Source organism: Acidovorax sp. MR-S7 (assembly GCF_000400995.2).
Taxonomy (GTDB): domain Bacteria; phylum Pseudomonadota; class Gammaproteobacteria; order Burkholderiales; family Burkholderiaceae_C; genus MR-S7.
In genome coordinates this window covers 22,809-44,499 of the sequence record NZ_DF238909.1, presented here as the reverse complement: position 1 = coordinate 44,499, position 21,691 = coordinate 22,809, and the positions used below count along the sequence as shown (strand labels likewise).

General features: G+C 68.7%; 16 protein-coding genes. 13 read left to right on the top strand and 3 right to left on the bottom strand.

Annotated features, from left to right (window positions below; genetic code table 11):
* Nucleotides 1–14 precede the first annotated feature (14 nt).
* Nucleotides 15–1,058 (bottom strand): AraC family transcriptional regulator, encoded by a 1,044-nt coding sequence (locus AVS7_RS07350; RefSeq protein WP_020227791.1) that lies wholly within the window; start codon nucleotides 1,056–1,058, stop codon nucleotides 15–17.
* 131 nt (nucleotides 1,059–1,189) lie between these two features.
* Between AVS7_RS07350 and AVS7_RS07345 the strand changes: the two genes are divergently transcribed.
* The 12 genes from AVS7_RS07345 to AVS7_RS24840 all read left to right on the top strand — a co-directional run bounded on the left by AVS7_RS07345 (nucleotide 1,190) and on the right by AVS7_RS24840 (nucleotide 13,237).
* Complete coding sequence (locus AVS7_RS07345; RefSeq protein WP_020227790.1) at nucleotides 1,190–2,797, top strand: carboxyl transferase domain-containing protein; 1,608 nt, start codon at nucleotides 1,190–1,192, stop codon at nucleotides 2,795–2,797.
* Between the two features lie 13 nt (nucleotides 2,798–2,810).
* Nucleotides 2,811–3,587: an enoyl-CoA hydratase/isomerase family protein gene (locus AVS7_RS07340; protein ID WP_020227789.1), complete on the top strand. Its 777-nt coding sequence runs from the start codon at nucleotides 2,811–2,813 to the stop codon at nucleotides 3,585–3,587.
* Between the two features lie 2 nt (nucleotides 3,588–3,589).
* Nucleotides 3,590–4,303 (top strand): DUF4126 domain-containing protein, encoded by a 714-nt coding sequence (locus AVS7_RS07335; protein ID WP_020227788.1) that lies wholly within the window; start codon nucleotides 3,590–3,592, stop codon nucleotides 4,301–4,303.
* Complete coding sequence (locus AVS7_RS07330; RefSeq protein WP_020227787.1) at nucleotides 4,304–6,328, top strand: acetyl/propionyl/methylcrotonyl-CoA carboxylase subunit alpha; 2,025 nt, start codon at nucleotides 4,304–4,306, stop codon at nucleotides 6,326–6,328.
* A gap of 37 nt (nucleotides 6,329–6,365) precedes the next feature.
* On the top strand, nucleotides 6,366–7,286 hold the full coding sequence (locus AVS7_RS07325) for a glyoxylate/hydroxypyruvate reductase A (RefSeq protein WP_020227786.1): 921 nt from the start codon (nucleotides 6,366–6,368) through the stop codon (nucleotides 7,284–7,286).
* A gap of 22 nt (nucleotides 7,287–7,308) precedes the next feature.
* Nucleotides 7,309–8,223, top strand: a complete 915-nt coding sequence (locus AVS7_RS07320) for a hydroxymethylglutaryl-CoA lyase (RefSeq protein ID WP_020227785.1) — start codon at nucleotides 7,309–7,311, stop codon at nucleotides 8,221–8,223.
* A 3-nt stretch (nucleotides 8,224–8,226) separates the two neighbouring features.
* A complete protein-coding gene (locus AVS7_RS07315; protein WP_024001105.1) occupies nucleotides 8,227–8,730 on the top strand; it encodes a YbaK/EbsC family protein in 504 nt (167 codons plus the stop codon).
* Nucleotides 8,727–8,981 carry a DUF1289 domain-containing protein gene (locus tag AVS7_RS07310; protein ID WP_034690248.1) on the top strand — a complete coding sequence of 85 codons (255 nt, stop codon included), beginning with the start codon at nucleotides 8,727–8,729 and terminating at the stop codon, nucleotides 8,979–8,981. The genes AVS7_RS07315 and AVS7_RS07310 overlap by 4 nt, the downstream gene beginning before the upstream one ends.
* Nucleotides 8,978–9,631, top strand: coding sequence for a 2-hydroxychromene-2-carboxylate isomerase (locus AVS7_RS07305; protein WP_020227782.1), 654 nt, complete (start codon nucleotides 8,978–8,980; stop codon nucleotides 9,629–9,631). Before AVS7_RS07310 ends, AVS7_RS07305 begins: the two co-directional genes overlap by 4 nt.
* Nucleotides 9,632–10,014: 383 nt before the next feature.
* Entirely contained in the window at nucleotides 10,015–11,685 is a 1,671-nt protein-coding gene (locus AVS7_RS07300; protein WP_034690246.1) for an MFS transporter, read from the top strand.
* Nucleotides 11,686–11,928: 243 nt separating this feature from the next.
* Nucleotides 11,929–12,933 carry a porin gene (locus AVS7_RS07295; RefSeq protein ID WP_024001103.1) on the top strand — a complete coding sequence of 335 codons (1,005 nt, stop codon included), beginning with the start codon at nucleotides 11,929–11,931 and terminating at the stop codon, nucleotides 12,931–12,933.
* 142 nt (nucleotides 12,934–13,075) lie between these two features.
* The gene (locus AVS7_RS24840; RefSeq protein ID WP_020227779.1) at nucleotides 13,076–13,237 is read left to right on the top strand and encodes a hypothetical protein; all 162 of its coding nucleotides are present in this window, start codon (nucleotides 13,076–13,078) and stop codon (nucleotides 13,235–13,237) included.
* A gap of 78 nt (nucleotides 13,238–13,315) precedes the next feature.
* Here the strand turns inward: AVS7_RS24840 and AVS7_RS07290 are convergent, their stop codons facing one another.
* A complete protein-coding gene (locus tag AVS7_RS07290) occupies nucleotides 13,316–14,446 on the bottom strand; it encodes an ABC transporter substrate-binding protein (protein WP_020227778.1) in 1,131 nt (376 codons plus the stop codon).
* Nucleotides 14,447–14,507: 61 nt separating this feature from the next.
* Complete coding sequence (locus tag AVS7_RS07285) at nucleotides 14,508–15,620, bottom strand: ABC transporter substrate-binding protein (RefSeq protein ID WP_020227777.1); 1,113 nt, start codon at nucleotides 15,618–15,620, stop codon at nucleotides 14,508–14,510.
* 300 nt (nucleotides 15,621–15,920) lie between these two features.
* Here AVS7_RS07285 and uvrA point away from each other — a divergent pair, with 300 nt between their 5' ends.
* On the top strand, nucleotides 15,921–21,689 hold the full coding sequence (uvrA, locus tag AVS7_RS07280) for an excinuclease ABC subunit UvrA (RefSeq protein WP_020227776.1): 5,769 nt from the start codon (nucleotides 15,921–15,923) through the stop codon (nucleotides 21,687–21,689).
* Nucleotides 21,690–21,691: the final 2 nt, after the last annotated feature.

The window sequence follows — 21,691 nt, the reverse complement described above, 5'->3', positions numbered from 1 at the left end:
ACGCAGGTCGCGGATCAGGCCGTGGGCGTGCCCTGGCGGCGGAACTCCGCCGGCGAGTGCCCCGTCCAGCCGCGGAAGGCGCGGATGAAGCTCTTCTCGCTCTGGAAGCCCGCCGCCTCGGCCACCTGCTTGACGGGGCGGCGGCTGCGCAGCAGCAGCTCGGTGGCGCGGTGGCGGCGCACCTCGTCCTTGAGCGCCTGCAGCGTGGCGCCTTCGTCCTTGAGCTGGCGGTGCAGCGTGCGCGGCGACATGTGCATGCGCGCGCCCAGAGCCTCGGCGCTGTGCATGGCGCCGGGCTCGTCCTGCAGCAACTGGCGCACGCGCTGCACCAGCAGCCGGTCGCGCCGGTACTGCAGCACCGTGAGCGGCAGGGCGTTCTGCAGCATCTGGCGCAGCGCGCGCTCGTCGCGCCTCAGCGGCAGCTGCAGGTACTGCGCGTCGAAGGACAGGGCCGCGTGCGCGGCCTGGAAGGTGGTGCCACCGGGGAACAGCACCGCATAGGCCGGCGCGTGCGCGGGCGCGGCGAAGGGAAAACATGCGCCCAGCAGCGGGATGCGCGAGTCGATGTACCAGCAGGCCAGCCCGTGGATGTTGCGCAGCACCGAGACGAGGCAGAACTCGCGCATGCCGGCCGGCAGGCTGGCCAGCTCGGTGATCTCGATGTGGGCCACGCCACCCTCGCAGCGCAGCGCGAGGGCGATGTCGGGCGCGATCAGGCCGTGGTGCCGGCACCAGCGCGCCAGCGCCACCCGCAGCGTGGGCGCGCTGAGGCTGGCGCGCGCGAGCATGCCGTAGCTGCCCCAGGGCAGGCGGCGGCTGAACCAGCCCAGTGCCTCGTCGTCCAGCGCGCGCATGGCGTGCTCGGACAGCTGCTGCATCTGCCAGGCGGTGATGCGTGCGCCGGGGTCGGCCAGTTGCTCTGGCGCAATCCGTGCCCTGTCCAGCGCCAGGAGAGCGGCCTCGCGTGGCAGTCCGTGGCGGTCGTAGGCACGCATGATGGCCTGCACGAAGGCGATGGGCGTGGCGGCGACGAGGGGCTGGGCGGGTTGCGGCTGCATGGCACGGAGTGTGCCGCATATCGGGTGAATGCGTGGCGCGATTTGCAACCTGCCTGGCGGGGAAGCACGGGTGACTCGCGCCGCGCATCGCACCACAATCGTGGAACTCGTACCTTGCCGGAAGCCCACCCATGCCGATCCTGGAATCCCAGCTCAACCCCCGCTCCGCGGACTTCGCCGCCAATGCCGCCGCCATGCGCGCCGTGGTGCAAGACCTGAAGGACCATATCGGCCGCATGGCCCTGGGCGGCGGCGAGGCCGCGCGCGCCAAGCACGTGGCGCGCGGCAAGCTGCTGCCGCGCGAGCGCGTGGAGATGCTGCTGGACCCCGGCACGCCTTTCCTGGAGCTGGCGCCGCTGGCCGCGCTGAACATGTACGGCAACGACGCGCCCGGCGCGGGCCTGATCGCCGGCATCGGCCGCGTGAACGGCGTGGACTGCCTCATCGTGTGCAACGACGCCACGGTGAAGGGCGGCACCTACTACCCCATGACGGTGAAGAAGCACCTGCGCGCGCAGGAAGTGGCGCAGCAGAATCGGCTGCCCTGCATCTACCTCGTCGATTCGGGCGGCGCCAACCTGCCCAACCAGGACGAGGTCTTCCCCGACCGCGACCACTTCGGCCGCATCTTCTACAACCAGGCCAACATGAGCGCCCAGGGCATCGCGCAGATCGCCGTGGTCATGGGATCGTGCACGGCGGGCGGCGCCTACGTGCCCGCGATGAGCGACGAGACCATCATCGTCAAGAACCAGGGCACCATCTTCCTGGGCGGCCCGCCGCTGGTGAAGGCCGCCACGGGCGAGGTGGTCAGCAGCGAGGACCTGGGCGGCGGCGACGTGCACACGCGCCTGTCGGGCGTGGCCGACCACCTGGCGCAGAACGACATGCACGCCCTGGCGCTGGCGCGCGCGGCCGTGGCGAATTTGAATAGAAATCAGGCTCCAGCGCCCGCCGGGCAAGCGCCGGCAGCTCCTAAATATGCAGCTGAAGAACTCTACGGCGTGATTCCCGTGGACACGCGCAAGCCCTTCGACGTGCGCGAGATCATCGCCCGCATCGTGGACGGCAGCGAATTCGACGAATTCAAGGCCCGCTTCGGCAACACCCTGGTCTGCGGCTTCGCGCGCATCGAGGGCATGCCCGTGGGCATCGTGGCCAACAACGGCATCCTGTTTTCCGAGAGCGCGCAAAAGGGCGCGCACTTCATCGAGCTGTGCTGCCAGCGCAAGATCCCGCTGGTGTTCCTGCAGAACATCACCGGCTTCATGGTCGGGCGCAAGTACGAGAACGAGGGCATCGCGCGCCACGGCGCCAAGATGGTCACGGCCGTGGCCACGGCCAACGTGCCCAAGTTCACCGTCATCATCGGCGGCAGCTTCGGCGCGGGCAACTATGGCATGTGCGGCCGTGCATACAGCCCGCGCTTCCTCTGGATGTGGCCCAACGCGCGCATCAGCGTGATGGGCGGCGAGCAGGCCGCGAGCGTGCTGGCCACCGTCAAGCGCGACGGCATCGAGGGCAAGGGCGGCACCTGGAGCATGGAGGAGGAAGAGGCCTTCAAGGCGCCCATCCGCCGCCAGTACGAAGATCAGGGCCATCCCTACTACGCCACCGCGCGCCTGTGGGACGACGGCATCATCGACCCGGCCGACACGCGCCGCGTGCTCGCCCTGGGCCTGGCCGCCGCGCACCACGCGCCCACCCCGGACATGAAGTTCGGCGTGTTCCGCATGTAAGGAGACCGCACCCATGAGCGCCCTCACCATCCGCTACGAAGGCCACCGCGCCACCATCACCCTGACCCAGCCCGAGGTGCGCAATGCCTTCAGCGACGAGGTCATCGCCGAGATCACCGCCGCCTTCCTCGAGGTAGGCGCGCGCGCCGACGTGCGTGCCGTGGTGCTCGCCGCCGAGGGCCCGGCCTTCTGCGCGGGCGCCAACCTCAACTGGATGCGCCGCATGGCCGACTACACGCGCGAGGAAAACATGGCCGACGCGGGCAAGCTCGCCGAGATGCTGCGCGTGATCTACGAATGCCCCAGGCCCACCATCGCGCGCGTGCAGGGCGACGTGTATGCCGGCGGCATGGGCCTCGTGGCCTGCTGCGACATGGCCGTGGCGGTGGAGACGGCGGGCTTTTGCCTGTCGGAGGTGAAGATCGGCCTGATCCCAGCCACCATCAGCCCCTACGTGATCCGCGCCATGGGCGCGCGCGCGGCGCACCGCTACTTCCTCACGGCCGAGCGCTTCGGCGCGGCGGAGGCGCTGCGCATCGGCTTCGTGCACGAGGTGGTGGTGGCCGAGCAGCTCGACGCCAAGGTCGATGAACTCGCCAAGGCCCTCGCCAGCGCGAGCCCCCATGCCGTGCGCGCCTGCAAGCAGCTCGTGCAGGACGTGGCGGAGCGCGAGATCGATGCCGGCCTGATCGCCGCCACCGTGGAAGGCATCGCCGACATCCGCGCGAGCGCCGACGGCCGCGAGGGCGTGCAGTCCTTCCTGAACAAGCGCAAGCCGAACTGGCTCTGAGCATGGACGCTTTGTGGCTCCAGATCGTGCAGTGGCTCCACACCGTGGGCCTGCACGTCGATGCGGGCACCGCGCAGGCGGTGGCCGACGGAGCCGCGCGCGCCACGCAGCAGCTCGACATGCCCAGCCTGGTCGCGCTGGCCGCCGCGCTGGGCTGGGCCAGCGGGCTGCGCCTCTATGCGGTGGTCTTCCTCGTCGGACTGATGGGCGTGGCCGGCTGGATCGCGCTGCCGCCCGGCCTGGCCGTGCTGCAGCACCCGGCCGTGCTCCTGGTGAGCGGTTTCATGCTGCTGGTGGAGTTCTTCGCCGACAAGGTGCCCTGGCTCGACAGCGCCTGGGACGCGCTGCACGCCTTCATCCGCGTGCCCGCCGGCGCGCTGCTGGCGGCCAGCGTCTTTGGCTTCGACAACGCCGCCATGGCCGTGGTGGCGGGCCTGCTGGGCGGCTCGCTCTCGGCCACGGCGCTGGCCACCAAGATGACCACGCGCGCGGCGGCCAACACCTCGCCCGAGCCGTTTTCCAACTGGGGCCTGTCGTTCCTGGAGGACGGCCTCGTCGTCGGCATGGTGTGGCTGGCCACGAACCACCCGGTGCTGTTCGCCGTCGTGCTCGTGGCGGTGCTGGCGGTATCCGTGCTGCTGCTGGTCGTGCTGTTCAAGTTCCTGCGCGCCGTGGTGCGGCGCCTGTCGTCTTTCTTTTCCCCCAAGGTGGCCTAGATGTTTTCCAAAATCCTGATCGCAAACCGTGGTGAGATCGCCTGCCGCGTCGCCGCCACCGCGCGCCGCATGGGCGTGAAGACCGTGGCCGTGTATTCCGACGCCGACGCCCAGGCCAAGCACGTGGCCGTGTGCGACGAGGCTGTGCACATCGGCGGCAGCGCGCCCAAGGACAGCTACCTGCGCTGGGAGCGCATCATCGAGGCCGCGCAGGCTACGGGCGCGCAGGCTATCCACCCCGGCTACGGCTTCCTGAGCGAGAACGAGGATTTCGCCCAGGCCTGCGCGGCGGCCGGGCTGGTCTTCATCGGCCCGCCGGCCTCGGCCATTTCCGCCATGGGGCTCAAGGCCGAATCCAAGCGCCTGATGGCCAAGGCGGGCGTGCCGCTGGTGCCTGGCTACCAGGGCGAGGACCAGGACCCGCAGCTGCTGCAGCGCGAGGCCGACCGCATCGGCTACCCCGTGCTCATCAAGGCCAGCGCGGGCGGCGGCGGCAAGGGCATGCGGCTGGTGGAAAAGAGCGAGGACTTCGCGGCCGCGCTGGCCTCGTGCCAGCGCGAGGCCATCAACAGCTTCGGCAACGACGCGGTGCTGGTCGAGAAATACGTGCTGCGCCCGCGTCATATCGAGATCCAGGTGTTCGGCGACACGCAGGGCAACTGCGTCTACCTGTTCGAGCGCGATTGCTCCGTGCAGCGCCGCCACCAGAAGGTGCTGGAGGAGGCCCCCGCGCCCGGCATGACCGAGGCCCTGCGCCGCCAGATGGGCGAGGCCGCCGTGGCAGCGGCCCAGGCCGTGGGCTACGTGGGCGCGGGCACGGTGGAGTTCATCGTGGAGCAGCCGGGCGGCTACGACGCGCCCGACCAGATGAAGTTCTACTTCATGGAGATGAACACCCGCCTGCAGGTGGAGCACCCGGTGACCGAGGCCATCACGGGCGAGGACCTGGTGGAGTGGCAGCTGCGCGTGGCCAGCGGCCAGCCCCTGCCCAAGCGCCAGGACGAGCTGAAGATCATCGGCCATGCCATCGAGGCGCGCATCTGCGCCGAGAACCCCGACAACAACTTCCTGCCCGCCACCGGGACGCTGGCGGTCTACCGCAAGCCCGCGTGCACCAGCTTTGAAAGAGGCATGGTGCGCATCGACGACGGCGTGCGCGAAGGCGACGCGATCAGCCCGTTCTACGACTCCATGATCGCCAAGCTCATCGTGCATGGCGATACGCGCGCGCAGGCCCTGGCACGGCTGGACGACGCGCTGGCGCAGACCCACATCGTGGGGCTGGCGACCAACGTGCAGTTCCTGCGCTACGTGTGCCGCAGCGATGCGTTCGCCTCCGCCCGGCTCGACACCGCGCTGATCCAGCGCGAGGAGGCCGCGCTGTTCCGCCAGGAACCGGTGGGGCTGCCGCTGGCAGCTGCCGCCGCCGTGGCGTGTGCGCTGCTGCGCGAGCGGGCCGAGGAGGGCGCCAGCCCCTTCAGCCGCCGCGACGGCTGGCGTTCGCTGGTCGCCTGCCGGCGCCGTTTCGAATTCGACTTCGGCGGCGCGCACGCCAAGGCATGGCTCACGTACGGCGCCCAGGGCGGTGACCACCACTTGAGCGTGGGCGAGGGCGACGCCGCCGTCGAAGGGCCGCTGTCCTTCACGCCGCTGGGCGGCGGCGCCATCGACCTGCGCTACGCCGGCCGGCGCACGCGCGCCGTGGTGTACGCGCAGGGCGAGAGCGACCACGTCTTCACCCCGCGCGGCGCCACGCGCATCGAGGCGCTGGACCTGCTGGCCCACGCGGGCGACACGCAGGGCGAGGGTGGCCGCCTGACGGCTCCCATGCCGGGCAAGGTGGTGTCGTTCGCCGTGAAGGCGGGCGACGCGGTCAAGAAGGGCCAGGCCCTGGCCGTGATGGAGGCGATGAAGATGGAGCACACCATCGCCGCGCCTGCCGACGGCGTGGTGGCCGAGCTGCTCTACGCGCCGGGCGACCAGGTAATGGACGGCGCGGAGCTGCTCAGGCTTTCCTCGGAGTGACGGCGCGCGCCGGCCAGGCGCGGTACGCTCGGGCGCCATGAAGATCACTTTTTGCTGTACCGATACCAAGGCCGAGCCCTGGCTGCAGGGCCTGGCGGCCGCGCTGCCGCAGGCGGACATCAGCGTCTGGCAGCCGGGTGCGCCGCAGTCGGACTACGCCGTGGTCTGGGCGCCGCCCCAGCAGTTCATCGACGAGCAGCCCGCCCTGCGCGCGCTGTGCAACATCGGCGCGGGGGTGGACGGGCTGCTGCGCCTGCGCCTGCCGCCGTCCATGCGCGTGGTGCGGCTCGACGACGCGGGCATGGCGGTGCAGATGGCCGAATACGTGAGCCATGCGCTGATCCGCCATTTCCGCGAGCTGGACCAGTACGAGGCCCAGATGCGCGCCGGCCGCTGGGGCTATCTCAAGCCGCCGCGGCGCCAGGACTTCCCCGTGGGCGTGATGGGCCTGGGCGTGCTGGGCGAGCGCGTGGCGCGTACGGTGGCGCAGTTCGACTTTCCCGTGCTCGGCTGGAGCCGTTCGCCCAAGGCCGTCGCGGGCGTGCGCACGTACAGCGGCGCCGAGGGCTTCGGCGAATTCCTGGCCGCCACGCGCGTGCTCGTCAACCTGCTGCCGCTCACACCCGAGACGCACGGCATCATGCGCCGCGACACGCTCGCGCGCCTGAAGCCTGGCGCCTACGTCATCAACGTGGCGCGCGGCGCACACCTGGTCGAGGAAGACCTGCTCGCGCTGATCGAGGAGGGCCACGTGGCGGGCGCCACGCTCGACGTGTTCCGCACCGAGCCGCTGCCGGCCGGCCATCCGTTCTGGAACCACCCGAAGATCACCATCACCCCCCATACCTCGGCGCGCACCCTGCGCGACGAGAGCATCGCGCAGATCGCCGGCAAGATAGCGGCGATGGAGCGCGGCGAGGCCGTCGCGGGCGCCGTCGATACCGCGCGCGGCTATTGACAACCCAGCCAGGAGACTCCCGATGAACCCGAACATTCCCGCCCGCGTCAGGCTGATCGACGTCGGCCCGCGCGACGGACTGCAGAACGAAAAGATGCCCGTGCCGGCCGAGATCAAGATCGGCCTGGTGCACCGCCTGCAGGAGGCGGGCCTCCAGGAAATCGAGGTCACGAGCTATGTGTCTCCCAAGTGGGTGCCGCAGATGGCCGACAACCACGACGTGATGAGCGGCATCGCGCGCGTCCCCGGGGTGGACTACTCGGTGCTCACGCCCAACCTCAAGGGCTACGAGGCCGCCGTGCAGGACCGGCCCGACGAGATCGTCGTCTTCGGCTCGGCCAGCGAGGCGTTCAGCCAGAAGAACATCAACTGCTCCATCGCCGAGAGCATCGAGCGCTTCGCGCCCGTGGTCGAGGCCGCGCGCTCCGCGGGCATCCGCGTGCGCGGCGCGATGAGCTGCACCGTGGGCTGCCCCTACGAGGGCGAGGTGGCACCCGAGCGCGTGGGCTACCTCGCGGGGCTGCTCAAGGGCATCGGCGTGCAGCGCGTGGATGTGGCCGACACCATCGGCGTGGGCACGCCGCGCAAGGTGCAGCGCGCCATCGAGGCCACGCTGGCCCACTTCGCGCTTCATGAAGTCTCGGGCCACTTCCACGACACCTACGGCCAGGCGCTCTCCAACACGCTGGCCGCGCTGGAACTGGGCGTGTGGAACTTCCAGTCGTCCGTCGCCGGACTGGGCGGCTGCCCCTACGCCAAGGGCGCCACGGGCAATGTGGCGACCGAAGACGTGGTCTACATGCTGCACGGCATGGGCATCGACACCGGCATCGATCTGGACAAGCTCGTCGATGCGGGCGCCTACATCAGCGGCTTCCTGGATCGCAAGCCCAACTCGCGCGTGGCCGTGGCGCTGCTGAACAAGCGGGCGGGGTGAGCCATGTGCGGGGCTGAGTTGAAGGCATTGCCCGAGGGCGTGCAGCGCGTGGCCGCGGCGCTCGCGGGCCGGGGCCATCCGCATGCGCCCGTCATGCTCGACGACGCGGCGCGCACCGCCCAGCAGGCCGCGGACGCGCTGGGCATCGCCGTGGGCCAGATCGCCAAGAGCATCATCTTCCGCCGCAAGAGCGACGACGCGGCGGTGCTCGTTATCGCCTCGGGCGACCGGCGCGTCGATGAGAAGAAGGTCGATGCCCTCGTCGGCAAGACCGGCCGCGCCGACGCCGAGTTCGTCAAGGCCAAGACCGGCTTCACCATCGGCGGCGTCTCGCCCGTGGCCCATGCCACCGCGCCCGTCACGCTGATCGACCGCGAGCTGTTCCGTTTCGACGTGATCTGGGCTGCCGCGGGGCACCCGCACGGCGTGTTCCAGCTGCGCCCGCAGGACCTGGAGGCGCTCACCGGCGCGCCCGTGGCCGACGTGGTGCAGGCGCCTGCGGTATGAGTGCTGCAAGTTTGATAGCTGCTTGCGCTTGTCAAATAAGCGCTGCAGGCCAATTCAGCATTGAATCCGAAGTGCCTTCGCCCTGCGTGTCCGTGTGCCGCATGACGCCGGACCGCAGCCACTGCGAAGGGTGCTTCCGTACGCTGGACGAGATCCGCGCCTGGTCCAAGGCCAGCGGCGCGGAGCGGCGCGTCATCTGGGCCGCGCTGCTGCGCCGCGCGGGCGTCACCCCACCCGAGGAGCTGGCATGAAGCACATCACGTTCTACCTGGACTTCGTCTCCCCTTACGCCTGGCTGGCCTTCGAGCGCCTGCCGCAGGTGCTGGAGGGCCTGAGCTACCACCTGCACTACCGCCCCGTGCTGCTGGGCGCGCTGCTGCAGCAGCACGGCAACCCCGGCCCGGCGGGCATTCCCCCGAAGCGGGACTGGACCTACCGCCACGTGTCCTGGCTGGGCCATGCCCAGGGCTGCGGCCTGGACATGCCGGCGCGCCATCCGTTCAACCCGCTGCCGCTGCTGCGCCAGGCATTGGCCTGCAGCGAAGACGGCACCGTGAACCGCTTCGTCGCCGGCACGGTGCTGCGCCATGTGTGGCTGGGCGGGCACGATGCCCTGGACCCCGCGCGCCTGGACGCACTGGCCGGGGCGCTGGCCGAGCAACTGCGCCCCGACCCCGAAGGCACGGGCGCGCAGGCCAAGGCGCTCCTGCGTGCGAACACCGACGCCGCCACGGCGCACGGCGTGTTCGGCGTTCCGGCCTACGAGGTCGACGGACGGCTGTTCTGGGGGCTGGACGGCCTGCCCATGCTGCGCGCCTATCTGGATGGAGACAGCTGGTTCGATGGCCCCGCCTGGGATGCCGTGCCGCGCGTGCCCTCTGGCCTGCCCGCCAAGGGCTGAACGCCCCGCTTGCCCGGGCCTGCCGGTACGGGGGGAGGGGTGCTTACAACGCCTTGTCAGGAATCAAGGGTTTGTCCTAGCAAGGGCAAACCCTGCGTTAAAACACCGGGTTAACCCTGAGCTTCTCCCCAGACCGAAGCGGTGCGGCACCGCCGTGGGCCCCGGACTCTCACATCAAGAAACGGAATGCGAGGGTTGCACCTGAGTTTGTCAGGCATGCGTAAGCGGCCTGCTCCGCAGGCCCGCGGCGCATGTCAGCTTTCGGTCAGACGGCGATCGGATATTGCGCAGCAGGCACCGCAGAAGTGCTTACAGGCCCTTTGGTTTTCGCGCATTTTTCCGCGCATCCGATTTCCCATCCCAACAAGCAGGAGACAGCACACATGGCTACCAGCACTGCACACCGGCCCATGTCGCCGGAAGAAAAGAAGGTGATCTTCGCGTCATCGCTCGGCACCGTTTTCGAGTGGTATGACTTCTATCTCTACGGTTCGCTCGCGGCCATCATCGCCAAGCAGTTCTTCAGCGGGCTGGACGCCGGCGCCGCGTTCATCTTCGCGCTGCTGGCCTTCGCCGCGGGCTTCCTGGTGCGTCCCTTCGGCGCGCTGGTGTTCGGCCGCCTGGGCGACATGATCGGCCGCAAGTACACCTTCCTGGTCACCATCCTGATCATGGGCGTGTCGACCTTCATCGTCGGCATCCTGCCCAACTACGCCAGCATCGGCGTGGCCGCTCCCGTGATCCTGATCGCGCTGCGCATGCTGCAGGGCTTGGCGCTCGGCGGCGAGTACGGCGGCGCGGCCACCTACGTGGCCGAGCACGCGCCGCACGGCCGCCGCGGTGCCTACACCTCCTGGATCCAGACCACCGCCACGCTGGGCCTGTTCCTGTCGCTGCTGGTGATCCTGGGCACACGCACCGCGCTGGGCGAGGCGGTGTTCAACGACTGGGGCTGGCGCATCCCGTTCCTGGTGTCCATCCTGCTGCTGGGCATCTCGGTGTGGATCCGCCTGTCGCTGTCGGAGTCGCCCGCCTTCCAGAAGATGAAGGCCGAGGGCAAGACCTCCAAGGCGCCGCTGGCCGAATCCTTCGGCCAGTGGAAGAACCTCAAGATCGTGATCCTGGCGCTGATCGGCCTGACCGCCGGCCAGGCCGTCGTGTGGTACACGGGCCAGTTCTACGCGCTGTTCTTCCTCACGCAGCAGCTCAAGGTGGATGCCGTCACGGCCAACCTGCTGATCGCCGCTGCGCTGCTGATCGGCACGCCGTTCTTCGTGATCTTCGGTACGCTGTCCGACAAGATCGGCCGCAAGCCCATCATCATGCTGGGCTGCGTGCTGGCCGTGCTGACCTACTTCCCCGTGTTCAAGGCCCTCACCGGCGCCGCCAACCCCGACCTCGCCAACGCCCAGGCCACCGCCGGCGTGGTGGTGACGGCCGATCCCGCCACCTGCTCGTTCCAGGGCAACCCCGTGGCGCGCGAGATCGACTTCAAGAGCTCCTGCGACATCGCCAAGCGCTACCTGGTGCAGAACTCGGTCAGCTATGAGAACGCCGCCGGCCCCGCCGGCAGCCCGGCCGTCGTGAAGATCGGCGACAAGACCGTCACCGCGCCCACCGGCAACGTGGTCAACCACAAGTTCGACGAGGAAAGCACCAAGGCCATCGCCGCCTTCAAGAAGGAGATGAGCGACGACCTGAAGGCCGCCGGCTACCCCGCCAAGGCCGACCCTGCCAAGATGAACAAGATCATGATGCTGGTCATCCTGACCTACCTCGTGATCCTGGTGACCATGGTGTACGGCCCCATCGCAGCGATGCTGGTGGAACTGTTCCCCACGCGCATCCGCTACACCTCCATGAGCCTGCCCTACCACATCGGCAACGGCTGGTTCGGCGGCCTGCTGCCCACCACCTCGTTCGCCATCGTGGCCTCCACCGGCAACATGTACAACGGCCTGTGGTACCCCATCGTCATCGCCGGCATGACCGCGGTGATCGGCACGCTGTTCATCCGCGAAACCAAGGACGTGGACATCTACGCCGACGACTGAAGCCCTGCGGCTTCTGCCTCCCTGTCCGGGCCTGCAAGCCCGGGCCGTTGCCGCCACACTTTCCATCGAATGGAAAGTGTGGCGGCAAAACGTCAGGGGGGTTCCGAAAGTGACAATCGTGTGTCTTAACCAGATCGTTACACCTAGAATTTGAGTTCGTAGTCGCACAAGGGCTCACCGGCCAAACGCAGGCGGCGGACTGTGCCTACCCACCCGATGGACACAAGCATTCAAGGAAATCACATGCAAAAACCAAGTCGTTTGCTGCTCGCAACCCTGGCTCTGCTGGGCACCTCCGCTGTCTTCGCACAAAGCAGCGTGACTCTCTATGGCCGCGTGAACACCACCGTTGAGCGTCAGAAAGTTGGCGACGTTTCCACGACGGGCCTGTATAACAATAATTCCCGTTGGGGTATTCGTGGCACGGAAGACCTGGGTGGTGGCCTGAAAGCCGGCTTCGCGCTGGAAAGCGGCTTCGCATCTGACACGGGCGCTGCAGCGGCTACCTACTTCGGTCGTCAGAGCGAAGTGAACCTGTCGGGCGGCTTCGGCATGATTCGCTTGGGCAACTTCTACCCTGAGTCGTATTACGCCACGGCCGACTATGTAAGCATGCACAACCATGACACGGGCTCTTCTTCCGATGCGTTCTACGTCGATCCGGGTTGGATGGGCGTTGGTGCCGTGAACCAGGGTGGCCGCGCCAATGGACTGGGTACTGGCAACAAGATTGCCTACCGCACCCCCAACCTCGGTGGCTTTACGATGGAAGGCTCGGTGGCCTTGCATGAGAAGGTGTCCGGCGCCGGTGGGAAGAACAGCTACGACTTGGCGGCCAACTACAACGTTGGATCTATGCATCTGGGCGCTGGCTATAGCCAGTTCGACGGCAACAAGCAGTTGGGCCTGCGTGGTCTGTACACCTTTGGCCAGTTCACCGTTGGTGGTTACTATCAGCGCAATGATGAGAAGCTGCTTGGCACCCGCAACAACTTCCGTCTGGCCGGCATGTACGCCCTTGGCGCTTCCGAGTTTCACGTGAACGTGGGCCGTGCCAGCAAGTGGAGCGATGTGCCCAATTCCAGCGCTACGCAATACACGCTGGGCTACAACTACAACCTGAGCAAGCGCACCAAGGTGTACGGCTACTACACCCGCGTGAGCAACAGTAGCGGCGCTAATTACAACGTCACCCGTGCTGGCGACGACTTCAGCTCCATCGCCCTGGGCGTGCGCCACAACTTCTGATGGCGCGGCAGCGTAAGCTGCCTGCAATCCAAGCCTGATCCAATGTGGTGGGGCTTGAGCCACAACAGGCCTCACACCTTCCGTGTGAGGCCTTTTCATTGGCGGCCTTGTGTTTCGACAATACTTTGATCAGGAGATGAGCATGTGGAAGATCGTGGTGGGATTCGTGGTGTTCGCGGCGATTGCGTTGTTCGTGATCATGAAGGCCGGCGACCAGGTGGACATGAGCGGGGAAAAGCACGGCGTGGATGCCGTGCATGCGCCCGAGCCCGCAGCGGCGCCGGCGTCCGGCGCCTCGCAGTAAGCGCGCCAAGCGCCATTCCCATGGAAAAGCCCGCGAGAGCACCGCTTTCGCGGGCTTTTTGCTTGGCGGGCCGCCGCTTCAGCGCTGGAAACGGCCGTCCGTGCTGATGATGGACAGGTCGGCGAAGTCCAGGCCCGTGTGGTCCGTGCTGCTGTAGGACAGCTCCAGGCCGCCCACGTCGAACTTGCTCAGGCCTTCCAGCGCGGCATGCAGGCGCACGCGGTCGGGCCGGGGGCCCGCACGGCGCAGGCCCTCCACCAGTACCTTGGCGTTGACGAAGCCTTCGACCATGGCGGGCGTGAGTTCCTTCAGGCCGCGGGCCTTGGCCAGGCCCTGGGCTTCCTTTATCACCGGATAGTTCAGCGAGCGCTCCGACGGGAACACCTGCGTCACCACCACGCCCCGGGCCTGCTCGCCGAGCGCCTTCACGAAGCCTCCGGAGGCGTTGTTGGACAGTGTGAGGATCTGCCCGCCGACCCCCGCGGCGCGCAGCGCCTGGATGCCGCTCACCACGGCCGCGCCCGTGCCGATGAAGATCACGGCCTGGGGCTCGCGGCTGCGTACCCGCGGCGCGATGGCGGAGAAGTCGGGCTTGGCGCGGTCGAACTTCTCCACGAACAGCGCCTTGAGCTGGTTGGCCTGGAAGCCCTTCTGCGCGCCGGCCAGCCCGTCCTCGCCGAAGGTGTCGTCCACGTGGACCACGCCGATGTGCTGCACGCCCAGCAGCGCCAAGTGGGCGATGGCCTTTTCCACTTCGCGCTGGTAGGGCGCGCGGATGTTGAAGACGTTCCGGGGCACAGGCTGGTGCAGCACCATGGCGCCGGTGGAGGGGCCCACGAGCGGCACCCCGTGCTTGTCCAGCAGCGGGATGATGCCCTGCGTATGCGGCGTGCCGCGCGTCATGAAGAGGGCCAGCACGCCCTTGTCCTCGATGAGCGTCCGGGCGTTCTCCAGCGTGAGCTGGGGGTCGAACCTGTCGTCCAGCGCGAGGAGCTCGATCTTCTGCCCCTGCACGCCGCCGGTGGCGTTCACGTGGTCGAGGTACAGCGACGCGCCCAGCATCGATTCCTTGACCGTGATGGCGGCGGAGCCGGTGATGCCTACGGTCTGCCCCACGAGGAGCTGGGCCTGCGCCCCGGGCAGCGCTGCCGCAGCGATGCCGAACGCCAGGGCGCAGCGGGCGCCCCATGTCTTCCAAAGTGCTGTCATGCCTCGCCTCCAGTCCGCACCCCGGCGGTGTGCCGGAGTGTACGGTGGAGGCGCGGGCGCGTCAGCGGCGGAACTTGCCGTCCGTGCCAATGATGGAGAGGTCGGCGAAATCCAGCCCGGTGTGGTCGTCGGGGCCGTAGGTGATCTCCAGCCCGCCCAGGTCGAATTTCTGCAGGGACTCCAGCGCCACCTGGACCTTCTCGCGCGTGGGCTTGGGGCCGGCGCGGCGCAGGCCTTCCACCAGCACCTTCGCGGCGGTGTAGCCCTCCAGCATGGCGGGGCTGATCTCCTGGCCCTTGGCCTTGGCCAGGTCGTGCGCCTCGCGCACCAGCGGGTAGTGGCTGGAGCGCTCGTTGGGGAAGACCTGGGTGACGATCACGCCGCGCGCGTTGGCGCCCAGGCTCTTGGCGAAGCCCGACGAGGCGTTGTTCGACAGCGTGACGATCTGTGCGGTCGATCCGGCATTGCGGAAGGCCGCGTAGCCGTCCACCACGGCGGAGCCCGACGCCAGCATGAGTACGGCCTGTGTCTGCGACTGCACGACCTTGGCCGCGATGGGCGCGAAGTTGGGCTTGGCGCGGTCGAACTTCTCCAGCACCACGGGCTGCAGCTTGGCCTGCTCCAGCCCGCGCTGCGCACCGGCCAGGCCGTCGGCGCCGAAGCTGTCGTCGGCCAGCACCACGCCGATGCGGGTGATGCCCATGGAGGCCAGGTGGGAGACGACCTTCTCCGCCTCGCGCTGGTAGGTGGCGCGCACGTTGAACACGTGCTTGCGCACGGGCTTGTGCAGCACCATGGCGCCGGTGGACGGGCCGACGAGCGGCACGCCGTGCTTGTCCAGCAGCGGCACGATGGCCTCGTTGTGCGGCGTGCCGCGCGTGAGGAAGAGGGCGGTGACGTTGTGCTCCTCGATGAGCTTGCGGGCGTTCTCGGCGGCGAGCTTGGGATCGAACTTGTCGTCCAGCGAGATCACCTCGATCTTCTGGCCGTTCACGCCCCCGCGTGCGTTGACCATGTCCAGGTACAGCTGCGCGCCGTCCGCCGTCTCCTTCACGCCGGCGGCCACGATACCGCTGAAGCCTGCGGTCTGGCCGACCAGGATCTGTGCCTGGGCAGGCAGGCCCAGCATGGTGGCGAGCGCGGCCAGCGCGGCGGCCTTGTGCCATCTCCTCATGGAATGTCTCCGTTGAATGGTGTTATGGGATTTGCCCCCGTGGACCGAGGCAGGGGCTCCTGCCGGGGCTGCGGTGACGCGGCTCCCGCGGCAGCGGGAGCAGGCAGGAACGCCCACTATTGCGTGCTACCGGCTTCGTGGCAAGTGCTGCCGGGGCAGCTGTGGCATTGACCTGACGGGTCGCATGGGAAAGCCCCTTGCGCGTTGTGCTGACGCAACGCACACCGCGCATGACGCACGCCTGCCGGGGTTATCCCTGCCTTCTAGAATGTCCCGCCCCACCCCAGAAAGACCACCGGTATGACCCAGGGACTGATCCGCATCCACGGCGCGCGCCAGCACAACCTCAAGAACCTCGACGTGGACATCCGCACTGGCGAACTGACGGTGGTCACGGGCCCCAGCGGCTCGGGCAAGTCCAGCCTGGTGTTCGACACGCTCTACGCCGAGGGCCAGCGCCGCTACGTGGAGACCTTCAGCGCCTACGCGCGCCAGTTCCTCGACCGCATGGACAAGCCGGCCGTGGACAAGGTGGAGGGCGTGCCCCCGGCCATCGCCATCGACCAGACCAACCCCGTGCGCAGCTCGCGTTCCACCGTGGGCACGATGACGGAGCTGAACGACCACCTGAAGCTGCTGTACGCGCGCGCCGGGCAGCTCTTCGACAAGCAGACCGCGCAGCCCGTGCGCCACGATTCGCCCGACACCATCTATGGCGCCCTGCGCCAGCGCTGCGAGGCCGAGGGCGACCCGCGCATCGTGCTCACCTTCCCCGTGGAGCTGCCCGCGAACACGTCGCCCGAGCAGGTCGAGCAGTGGCTGTCGGCCAGCGGCTTCACCAGGGTGCAGGCCGAGCGCGAGGAGGGCAGCCGCAAGCTGCTCGACGTGGTGGCCGACCGCTTCCGCATGGGCAACACCGAGCGCGTGCGCGCCGTCGAGGCCATCGAAGTGGCCTTGAAGCGCGGCGGCGGGCGGCTCAACGTCTACCGGCTGCGCGAGGAGGGTGAGCCGGAGCTGTGGCGTTTTTCGACCGGCCTGCACTGCCCCGACAGCGACCTGCGCTACAGCGAGCCCATCCCGTCGATGTTCTCGTTCAACTCCGCCGTGGGCGCGTGCGAGGCCTGCCGGGGGTTCGGGCGCGTGATCGGCGTGGACTGGGGCCTCGTCATCCCCAACCACAAGCTCACGCTGCGCGCGGGCGCTGTCAAGCCCATCCAGACGCCCGCGTGGAAGGAGTGCCAGGACGACCTGATGCGCCACGCGGAAAGCGCGGGCATTCCGCGCGACACGCCCTGGTACAAGCTGACCGACGACCAGCGCAAATGGGTCATCGACGGCACGCCTGGCTTCAAGGAAGGCAACTGGAACAAGCAGTGGTACGGCATCCGCCGCTTTTTCGCGTACCTGGAGAGCAAGGCGTACAAGATGCACATCCGTGTGCTGCTGTCCAAATACCGCAGCTACACGCCGTGCCCCGTGTGCGCGGGCGCGCGCCTGAAGACCGAGAGCCTGCTTTGGCGCATCGGTGGCAAGGACGATGCCGACGCGGTGCTCGACCCCGCAAAGCGCTTCATGCCCCAGGGCGTGCAATGGTCGCGCGCGCAGCTCGAAGCGCTGCCCGGCCTCACGCTGCACGACCTGATGCTGCTGCCCATCGAGCGGCTGCGGCGCTTCTTCTCGCACATGGCGTTGCCGCAGGACGGTGCGGCCGGCGAAGCGCAAGCGCTGAAGTTGCTGCACGAGGAAATCACCACCCGCCTCAAATACCTGTGCGACGTGGGCATCGGCTACCTCACGCTCGACCGGCAGAGCCGCACCCTGAGCGGCGGCGAGGTGCAGCGCATCAACCTCACCACCGCTTTAGGCACGTCCCTGGTCAACACGCTGTTCGTGCTCGACGAGCCCAGCATCGGCCTGCACCCGCGCGACATGCACCGCATCACCGAGGCCATGCTGCGCCTGCGCGACGCGGGCAACACGCTGGTGGTGGTGGAGCACGACCCGGCCGTGATGCTCGCGGCCGACCGCGTGATCGACTTCGGCCCCGGCCCTGGCGAGCGCGGCGGCTCCATCGTGTTCGACGGCCCGGTGGCCGACTTGCGCAAGGCAGACACGCTCACGGGCCAGTACCTGGGCGGGCACAAGCAGATCGGCACGGGCTTGAAGCGCATGGTCACGCAAAGCACGCCGCGCCTGGTGCTCGAAGGCGCGCGCGAGCACAACCTGAAGGACGTGAGCGTCGAATTCCCCTTGCAGCGCCTCGTCGCCGTCACCGGCGTATCGGGCTCGGGCAAATCCACGCTGATCCAGGACGTGCTCGCGCCCGCGCTCATGCGCCACTTCGGCAAGGCCACCGAGGCGGCGGGCGCGCACGGCCGGCTGCTGGGCGCGGACCACCTGGGCGACGTGGTGTTCGTCGACCAGTCCCCCATCGGCAAGACCGCGCGCTCCAACCCCGTGAGCTACGTGGGCGCTTGGGACGCCATCCGCGAGCTGTTCGCCGTGGCGCCGCTCGCCAGGGAGCGCGGCTACACCGCCGCCAAGTTCAGCTTCAACAGCGGCGATGGGCGCTGCCCCACCTGCGGCGGCTCGGGCTTCGAGCACGTGGAGATGCAGTTCCTCTCCGACGTGTACCTGCGCTGCCCCGACTGCGACGGCAAGCGCTACCGGCCCGAGATCCTGGAAGTGCGCATCGAGCGCGCGGGCAGGCTGCTCAACGCGGCCAGCGTGCTCGACCTCACGGTGAGCGAGGCCGCCACGCTGTTCGCGCAAGACCGCGACGTGATCCGCGCCCTGCAGCCCATCGTGGACGTGGGCCTGGAATACGTGAAGCTCGGCCAGCCCGTGCCCACGCTCTCGGGCGGCGAGGCGCAGCGGCTCAAATTGGCAGGCTTCCTCGCCGAAGCCGCGCGCACGCAAAGCAAATCGCGCCAGCCCGTGGCGCGCAAGGGCACGCTGTTCCTGTTCGACGAGCCCACCACCGGCCTGCACTTCGACGACATCGCCAAGCTCATGCGCGCGCTGCGCAAGCTGCTGGACGCGGGCCACTCGCTGATCCTCATCGAGCACAACCTCGACGTGATCCGCGCCAGCGACTGGGTGATCGACCTCGGCCCCGAAGGCGGCGACGCGGGCGGCCGCGTGGTGGCCGAGGGCACGCCCGAGGACGTGCGCCAGCACCCGCAGTCGCACACCGGCGAGGCGCTGCGCGAGTACGAGCAGGCGCTGGGCGCGGGCGGCCACTCGGTGCACGAGCGCGCGGCCGTGCTACGAAAAGAGAAGCTGCTCGCGCTTGGTGGACAAGCGCCAGAGGCCAAAAACGCCATTGAAATCGTCAACGCCAAGGAGCACAACCTCAAGCATCTGAGCGTGGACATTCCGCGCGGCAAGTTCAACGTGATCACCGGCGTCAGCGGCTCGGGCAAGTCCACGCTGGCGTTCGACATCCTGTTCAACGAAGGCCAGCGCCGCTACCTCGAAAGCCTGAATGCCTACGCGCGCAGCATCGTGCAGCCGGCCGGCCGGCCCGAGGTGGACGCGGTCTACGGCATCCCGCCCACGGTGGCGATCGAGCAGCGCCTCTCGCGCGGCGGGCGCAAGAGCACGGTGGGCACGACCACCGAGGTGTGGCACTTCCTGCGCCTGCTGTACGTCAAGCTCGGCGTGCAGCACTGCATCCACGACGGCGCGGCCGTGCAGCCGCAGACGCCCGACCGCATCGCCGCGCAACTGCTCGCGCAATTCAAGGGCCGGCACATCGGGCTGCTCGCGCCCCTCGTCGTGAACCGCAAGGGCGTCTATACCGAGCTGGCCGACTGGGCGCGCCCGCGCGGCTACACGCACCTGCGCGTGGATGGCGACTTCCTGCCCACCTCGGGCTTTCCGCGCATCGACCGCTTCAAGGAACACACCATCGAACTGCCCGTGGCCAGCCTGCACGTCAGCGCGCAGCACGAGGACGAGTTGCGCACGCAGCTCGCCAAGGCGCTCGACCTGGGCAAGGGCGTGGTGCACGTGCTGAGCGGGCTCGATGGGCTGAAGGAGGCGATGGAGGAGGGCCGCCCCACGGCGCACATCGGCGCGCTGCAGGTGTTCTCCACCAAGCGCGCCTGCCCCGTCTGCGCGACGAGCTACGCCGAACTCGACCCGCGCCTGTTCTCGTACAACAGCAAGCACGGCTGGTGCCCGGACTGCGTGGGCACGGGCGTCAAGCTCACGAAGGAGCAGCGCAAGGCGCTCGACGACTCCGTGCTGGATGACAAGGAAAAAGGCCGCGAGCAGACCTTCGCCGAACCCGAGGTGGAAGACGTGGCCGACGTGGCCTGCCCGAGCTGCCAGGGCACGCGCCTGAACCCCGTGGCGCGCGCTGTGCTGTTCGCGGGCACGCCCATCACCGAGGTGGCGCGCCTGTCGGTATCGGAAGTGCGGCAGTGGATCGAGGGGCTGCAACTCACGGGCCGCGAGGCGGACATCGCCCGCGACCTGGTGCCCGAAATCCGCAGCCGCCTCGAATTCCTGGAGGAAGTGGGCCTGTCGTACCTCACGCTCGACCGTGGCGCGCCGACGCTCTCCGGCGGCGAGGCCCAGCGCATCCGCCTCGCCGCGCAGCTCGGCAGCAACCTGCAGGGCGTGTGCTACGTACTCGACGAGCCCACCATCGGCCTGCATGCGCGCGACAACCAGATCCTGCTCGACGCGCTGCACAAGCTTGGCGACAAGGGCAACACGCTGGTGGTGGTGGAGCACGACGAGGACACCATCCGCCGCGCCGACCACATCATCGACATCGGCCCCAGCGCGGGCAAGCGCGGCGGGCGCCTCGTCGCGCAGGGCAGCGTGGCCGACATCACGGCAGCCGAGGATTCGCAGACCGGCCGCTACCTGCTGCACGCCATGCGCCATCCGCTGCGCGCGCGCCGCCCGGTCGATGCTCCTGAAAAAATAGCTGCTGGCGCTCGTCCAGCAAGCGCTGAAGGCCAAAAGGACCCAAAATATGATGCGCCCTTTCACTGGCTCACCGTCCACGGCGCGCGCCTGCACAACCTGCAAGACGTGACCGCGCGCGTGCCGCTCAAGCGCCTCGTCGCCGTCACCGGCGTCAGCGGCTCGGGCAAGTCCACGCTCGCGCGCGACGTGCTGCTCGCCAACGTGCAGGCCTGGGTGCAGCAGCGCTCCACAAAGGCCGGCCGCGACGCGATGGACGCAGGCAAGGCCCCGCCGCTCGCGGGCTGCACGGGCCTGTCGGGCTTCGAGACCATCGACCGCGTGCTCGAAGTCGACCAGACCCCCATCGGCAAGACCCCGCGCTCCTGCCCCGCCACCTACATCGGCTTCTGGGACACCATCCGCAAGCTCTACGCCGAAACGCTCGAAGCCAAGGCGCGCGGCTATGCGGCCGGCCGCTTCAGCTTCAACACCGGCGAAGGCCGCTGCCCCGCCTGCGAAGGCCAGGGCGTGCGCACCATCGAGATGAGCTTCCTGCCCGACGTGAAAGTGCCCTGCGAGGTCTGTCACGGCGCGCGCTTCAACCCCGAGACCCTGGCCGTCACCTGGCGCGGCAAGAGCATCGGCGACGTGCTGCAGATGGAAGTCGATGAGGCGGTGGAATTCTTCGCCAGCATGCCCAGCATCGCCCACCCGCTGCAACTGTTGAAGGACGTGGGCCTGGGTTACCTCACCCTCGGCCAGCCCAGCCCGACCCTGAGCGGCGGCGAGGCCCAGCGCATCAAGCTCGTCACCGAACTCACCAAGGTGCGCGACGACGTGGGCCGCCGCGGCCAGAAGGCGCCGCAAACGCTCTACGTGCTCGACGAACCCACCGTCGGCCTGCACATGGCCGACGTGCACAAGCTCATCCAGGTGCTGCACCGCCTCGTCGATGGCGGCCACAGCGTGGTGGTGATCGAGCACGACCTCGACGTAATTGCCGAGGCCGACTGGATCATCGACCTGGGCCCCGAGGGTGGCAAGGACGGCGGCCGCATCGTGGCGGCGGCCACGCCCGAGGAGGTGGTGCGCCTGGGCACGCACACGGGCCGCGCGTTGGCGCCGGTGCTGGCGCGGGGATAGGG